Raw genomic sequence first — 6,284 nt, forward strand, 5'->3', positions numbered from 1 at the left:
ATAGAGAAGTTAATCTTCGGATTAACAACAATATTTTTATAAAAATAAATAATTATAAAGAGCTCGTTCTAAACATTTATGTTTAGAGCAAAAAGTACAATAAGCTAAATAAGGGCGTATGGCGGATGCCTAGGCTTTCAGAGGCGATGAAGGACGCGATAAGCTGCGATAAGCTACGGGGAGGGGCACATACCTTATAATCCGTAGATTTCCGAATGGGGCAACCCGGTATGTTGAAGACATATCACCCGCAAGGGGGCAAACCCGGTGAACTGAAACATCTAAGTAACCGGAGGAAGAGAAAACAATAGTGATTCCGTTAGTAGTGGCGAGCGAACGCGGATTAGCCCAAACCAATACTGTTACGGCAGTGTTGGGGTTGTAGGGCTGCGACATTAGAATCTAAGAGAACTAGAATTGTCTGGAAAGACAAACCAAAGATAGTGATAGTCTAGTATAGGTAATCGAAGAAGATATAGCAGTACCCTGAGTAGTGCGGGACACGAGTAATCCTGTATGAATCCACCGGGACCATCCGGTAAGGCTAAATACTCCTGAAAGACCGATAGTGAACTAGTACCGTGAGGGAAAGGTGAAAAGAACCCTAAGTAAGGGAGTGAAATAGAACCTGAAACCGTACGCCTACAAGCGGTCGGAGCACATTAACTGTGTGACGGCGTGCCTTTTGCATAATGAGCCTACGAGTTACTGTTACTAGCAAGGTTAAGGATTTAAGGTCCGGAGCCGAAGCGAAAGCGAGTCTGAATAGGGCGACCATAGTTAGTAGTAGTAGACGCGAAACCGAGTGATCTACCCATGGGCAGGTTGAAGCTGTAGTAACATACAGTGGAGGACCGAACCAGTTGACGTTGAAAAGTCTTTGGATGACCTGTGGGTAGGGGTGAAAGGCCAATCAAACTCGGAAATAGCTCGTACTCCCCGAAATGCATTTAGGTGCAGCGTTGAGCGAAAGTTTTATAGAGGTAGAGCTACTGATTGGATGCGGGGGCTTCACCGCCTACCAATTCCTGACAAACTCCGAATGCTATAAAATGTTACTCAGCAGTGAGGGCATGGGTGCTAAGGTCCATGTCCGAGAGGGAAAGAACCCAGACCATCAGCTAAGGTCCCCAAATATATGTTAAGTTGAACTAACGAGGTGAAACTGCTTAGACAGCTAGGATGTTGGCTTGGAAGCAGCCATTCATTTAAAGAGTGCGTAACAGCTCACTAGTCGAGCGGTTTTGCATGGATAATAATCGGGCATAAACATATTACCGAAGCTATGGATTTATACACAGTATAAGTGGTAGGGGAGCATTCTATTTGCGCCGAAGGTGTCCTGTAAGGAATGCTGGAGCGGATAGAAAAGAAAATGTAGGCATAAGTAACGATAAAGGGGGCGAGAAACCCCCTCACCGAAAGACTAAGGTTTCCTCAGCGATGCTAATCAGCTGAGGGTTAGTCGGGTCCTAAGGCGAATCCGAAGGGAGTAGTCGATGGATAACAGGTTAATATTCCTGTACTTCTTATAATTGCGATGGGGTGACGGAGTAATGAAAGCACCGCGAACTGACGGAATAGTTCGTTGAAACATGTAGCTATTAGAACAGTAGGCAAATCCGCTGATCTAGGTGAAATGTGATAGTACAACAAATCTTCGGATGCGTTGATAGTGTGCCTAAAGGCTTCCAAGAAAAACCTCTAAGCTTCAGATTATGAGAACCCGTACCGTAAACCGACACAGGTAGTTGGGATGAGAATTCTAAGGTGCTCGAGTGATTCACGGCTAAGGAACTAGGCAAAATCGACCCGTAACTTCGGGAGAAGGGTCGCCCATCTTCGGATGGGCCGCAGTGAAAAGGTCCAGGCGACTGTTTATCAAAAACACAGGGCTTTGCTAAATTGAAAGATGATGTATAAGGCCTGACACCTGCCCGGTGCTGGAAGGTTAAGTGGAGTTGTTAGCTTCGGCGAAGCAATGAAATGAAGCCCCAGTAAACGGCGGCCGTAACTATAACGGTCCTAAGGTAGCGAAATTCCTTGTCGGGTAAGTTCCGACCTGCACGAATGGTGCAACGATCTGGACACTGTCTCAGCCATGAGCTCGGTGAAATTGTAGTATCGGTGAAGATGCCGATTACCCGCAGCGGGACGAAAAGACCCCGTGAACCTTTACTATAGCTTCGTATTGGTTTTGGATAAGTAATGTGTAGGATAGGTGGGAGACTATGAAGCGGCGTCGCTAGGCGTTGTGGAGTTACCCTTGAAATACCACCCTTTGCTTATCTAGAATCTAACTCAGCAATGAGAACAGTGCGTGGTGGGTAGTTTGACTGGGGTGGTCGCCTCCAAAAGAGTAACGGAGGCTTCTAAAGGTTCCCTCAGCACGTTTGGTAACCGTGCGTAGAGTGCAATGGCATAAGGGAGCTTGACTGAGAGACATACAGGTCGATCAGGTACGAAAGTAGAGCATAGTGATCCGGTGGTTCCGCATGGAAGGGCCATCGCTCAAAGGATAAAAGGTACTCCGGGGATAACAGGCTGATCTCCCCCAAGAGCTCACATCGACGGGGGGGTTTGGCACCTCGATGTCGGCTCGTCACATCCTGGGGCTGGAGAAGGTCCCAAGGGTTGGGCTGTTCGCCCATTAAAGTGGCACGCGAGCTGGGTTCAGAACGTCGTGAGACAGTTCGGTCTCTATCTGCTGTGGGCGTTAGAAATTTGAGTGGATTTGACTTTAGTACGAGAGGACCGAGTTGAACTAACCTCTGGTGTATCTGTTGTTCCGCCAGGAGCATTGCAGAGTAGCTACGTTGGGAAGGGATAAGCGCTGAAAGCATATAAGCGCGAAACCCACCACAAGATGAGATTTCTTTAAAGGGTCGTGGAAGATTACCACGTTGATAGGATACAGGTGTAAAGGCAGTAATGTCATAGCCGAGTATTACTAATAACCCATAGGCTTATGTAGAAGTCTTGCGCTCGAAAGGGTGCAAGCACCAACTCTTTTGATTATTTACGATATAATTTTTACCAATATGTTAACTTATACAGTTGAAATATACTGAAACGATTTAAGGTGATTATCGCAATGGGGCTCACCTCTTTCCATCCCGAACAGAGAAGTTAAGCCCATTTGCGCCGATGGTACTGCCAATGGTGGGAGAGTAGGTCGTTGCCTTTCTTTGAAACCTCAATCTTTATAGATTGAGGTTTTTTTTGCGCTAAATCGAAATAAAAGAGTTTTTGTAAACTGAAATATAAGAGGTAGCATCGCTAAATTAGATAGTAAACCTAGCCTTCACAGGTTTTTAAAACCTGTGAAGGCTTTTTATATACCTAAGAAGTATTATATCCGAAGGAAATAATGAGGATAGGAGGTTGAAATATTAGATAAATCTCATAAAAAAGGATTTATTTATCTTTTAAAATAAGAATATTGAGCAGCAATTTCCCGCTTTCCGCACTCGCTTTTTTTGTTTTTTCGAAAAGAAAAACAAAAAAGAGCTCAAACAGATGCTTCAATCGGGGCTAGGCATTCGTACAGAACTATTATAATTCCGTATTTTATTGATTATTTAGAGCTTTTTAGAAGATTTTTCAAAAATAAAAAAGAAGTAAAATCAAAAGTAAATCAGTAAAATAGCCATTTTAAATTAAAATAATCAAAAAGTAATAAAAAAATAATACTTCAATTATTTGAAAATCAGATATTAATAAAATACTTTAAGAATAAATAAAAAAAGTCACTTGCTGTTCCAATAAAAGGACGTAGATTTGCAACCGCTAACGGAAAAACGCAAGTTTAAAAGTTAACAAGGTTCATTAATATATTAGTAAGTATCACATTAATAAAATGTAAAAAATAAGTTAAGTTTAACTTGTTTAGAACAAATAAAAGAATGTATATTTGCAACCGCTTTAAGAAATTAAAGCGATAAAGAAATTTGGGATGGCTGTAAAAAGTCAGTTAGTTCGATTCTAACATTTCTACAAAAAATGATAAGTGTAACTTATCTCTGGTTTTTTTTTAAAAAGAAAACTAGGTTCATTGAAAATATTGAAATTGACAGCGTAAATAAGAGTAGAATAACCACGTTCTATTAATTTAGAACAAATTCTTTTGAAACTTATTCATTAATATTATTTAAAATATACAATGAAGAGTTTGATCCTGGCTCAGGATGAACGCTAGCGGCAGGCTTAACACATGCAAGTCGAGGGGTAACAGGTAGCTTGCTATGCTGACGACCGGCGAACGGGTGCGTAACGCGTATAGAATCTGCCTTGTACAGGAGGATAGCCTTTAGAAATGAAGATTAACACTCCATAATGTGTAGAAGAGGCATCTCTTTTGCATTAAACATTTATGGGTACAAGATGACTATGCGTCCTATTAGCTAGATGGTAAGGTAATGGCTTACCATGGCAACGATAGGTAGGGGGTCTGAGAGGATTATCCCCCACACTGGTACTGAGACACGGACCAGACTCCTACGGGAGGCAGCAGTGAGGAATATTGGTCAATGGAGGCAACTCTGAACCAGCCATGCCGCGTGCAGGATGACTGCCCTATGGGTTGTAAACTGCTTTTATACAGGAAGAAACCGATCTACGTGTAGATCCTTGACGGTACTGTAAGAATAAGGACCGGCTAACTCCGTGCCAGCAGCCGCGGTAATACGGAGGGTCCGAGCGTTATCCGGAATCATTGGGTTTAAAGGGTCCGCAGGCGGTCAATTAAGTCAGAGGTGAAATCCCATCGCTCAACGATGGAACTGCCTTTGATACTGATTGACTTGAGTTATATGGAAGTAGATAGAATAAGTAGTGTAGCGGTGAAATGCATAGATATTACTTAGAATACCGATTGCGAAGGCAGTCTACTACGTATATACTGACGCTGAGGGACGAAAGCGTGGGGAGCGAACAGGATTAGATACCCTGGTAGTCCACGCCGTAAACGATGGATACTAGTTGTTGGACTTCGGTTCAGTGACTAAGCGAAAGTGATAAGTATCCCACCTGGGGAGTACGGTCGCAAGACTGAAACTCAAAGGAATTGACGGGGGCCCGCACAAGCGGTGGAGCACGTGGTTTAATTCGATGATACGCGAGGAACCTTACCAGGGCTTAAATGTGGTCTGACAGCTTTAGAGATAGAGTTTTCTTCGGACAGATCACAAGGTGCTGCATGGTTGTCGTCAGCTCGTGCCGTGAGGTGTCAGGTTAAGTCCTATAACGAGCGCAACCCCTATTTTTAGTTGCTAACAGGTTAAGCTGAGGACTCTAGAGAGACTGCCGGTGCAAACCGTGAGGAAGGTGGGGATGACGTCAAATCATCACGGCCCTTACGTCCTGGGCTACACACGTGCTACAATGGTATGGACAATGAGCAGCCACTGGGCGACCAGGAGCGAATCTATAAACCATATCACAGTTCGGATCGGAGTCTGCAACTCGACTCCGTGAAGCTGGAATCGCTAGTAATCGGATATCAGCCATGATCCGGTGAATACGTTCCCGGGCCTTGTACACACCGCCCGTCAAGCCACGGAAGCTGGGGGTGCCTGAAGTTCGTTACCGCAAGGAGCGACCTAGGGTAAAACTGGTAACTAGGGCTAAGTCGTAACAAGGTAGCCGTACCGGAAGGTGCGGCTGGAACACCTCCTTTCTAGAGAAAGATGGTGAGTTACAAAAGGGAAATTTTACTCTTTGCTGTTAATTTTAAAAAACACTAATAACAAGCTATTATAGTCTCATAGCTCAGCTGGTTAGAGCGCTACACTGATAATGTAGAGGTCGGCAGTTCGAGTCTGCCTGAGACTACAAAAAGCAAGTTATTAGAAAGGAAATTCTGGAAACTAGAGGGTTCTAAATTCGTAATTCTGAATTCATAATTCTGAATTTCAAATGGGGGATTAGCTCAGTTGGCTAGAGCGCTTGCCTTGCACGCAAGAGGTCATCGGTTCGACTCCGATATTCTCCACAACGGCATAAAGTTGTTCACAAAAAGTTTAAATACTTGTCAGTGGCGACTCGCCACAAGTTCATTGACATATTGGTAAAATGATATCGTAAAGAAATCAAGATAGAGAAGTTAATCTTCGGATTAACAACAATATTTTTATAAAAATAAATAATTATAAAGAGCTCGTTCTAAACATTTATGTTTAGAGCAAAAAGTACAATAAGCTAAATAAGGGCGTATGGCGGATGCCTAGGCTTTCAGAGGCGATGAAGGACGCGATAAGCTGCGATAAGCTACGGGGAGGGGCACA

General features: G+C 43.5%; 2 tRNA genes and 4 rRNA genes (1 of these 6 only partly in view). All 6 read left to right on the forward strand.

Going from position 1 to position 6,284, the window contains the following annotated elements:
• Window positions 1-97 precede the first annotated feature (97 nt).
• Window positions 98-2,973, forward strand: a 23S ribosomal RNA gene (locus PG913_RS00375).
• A 105-nt stretch (window positions 2,974-3,078) separates the two neighbouring features.
• Window positions 3,079-3,187: ribosomal RNA gene (gene rrf / locus PG913_RS00380) — 5S ribosomal RNA — on the forward strand.
• Between the two features lie 972 nt (window positions 3,188-4,159).
• A 16S ribosomal RNA gene (locus PG913_RS00385) occupies window positions 4,160-5,677 on the forward strand.
• Between the two features lie 81 nt (window positions 5,678-5,758).
• A tRNA-Ile gene (locus tag PG913_RS00390) sits at window positions 5,759-5,832 on the forward strand.
• An 86-nt stretch (window positions 5,833-5,918) separates the two neighbouring features.
• A tRNA-Ala gene (locus tag PG913_RS00395) sits at window positions 5,919-5,992 on the forward strand.
• A 199-nt stretch (window positions 5,993-6,191) separates the two neighbouring features.
• A 23S ribosomal RNA gene (locus PG913_RS00400) occupies window positions 6,192-6,284 on the forward strand; it runs 2,783 nt beyond the window's last position.
• Together the 16S, 23S and 5S rRNA genes with 2 tRNA genes alongside form the textbook arrangement of a ribosomal RNA operon.

The sequence above is a fragment of the Tenacibaculum pacificus genome, assembly GCF_027941775.1.
In the GTDB taxonomy this organism is placed as follows: Bacteria; Bacteroidota; Bacteroidia; order Flavobacteriales; family Flavobacteriaceae; genus Polaribacter; species Polaribacter pacificus_A.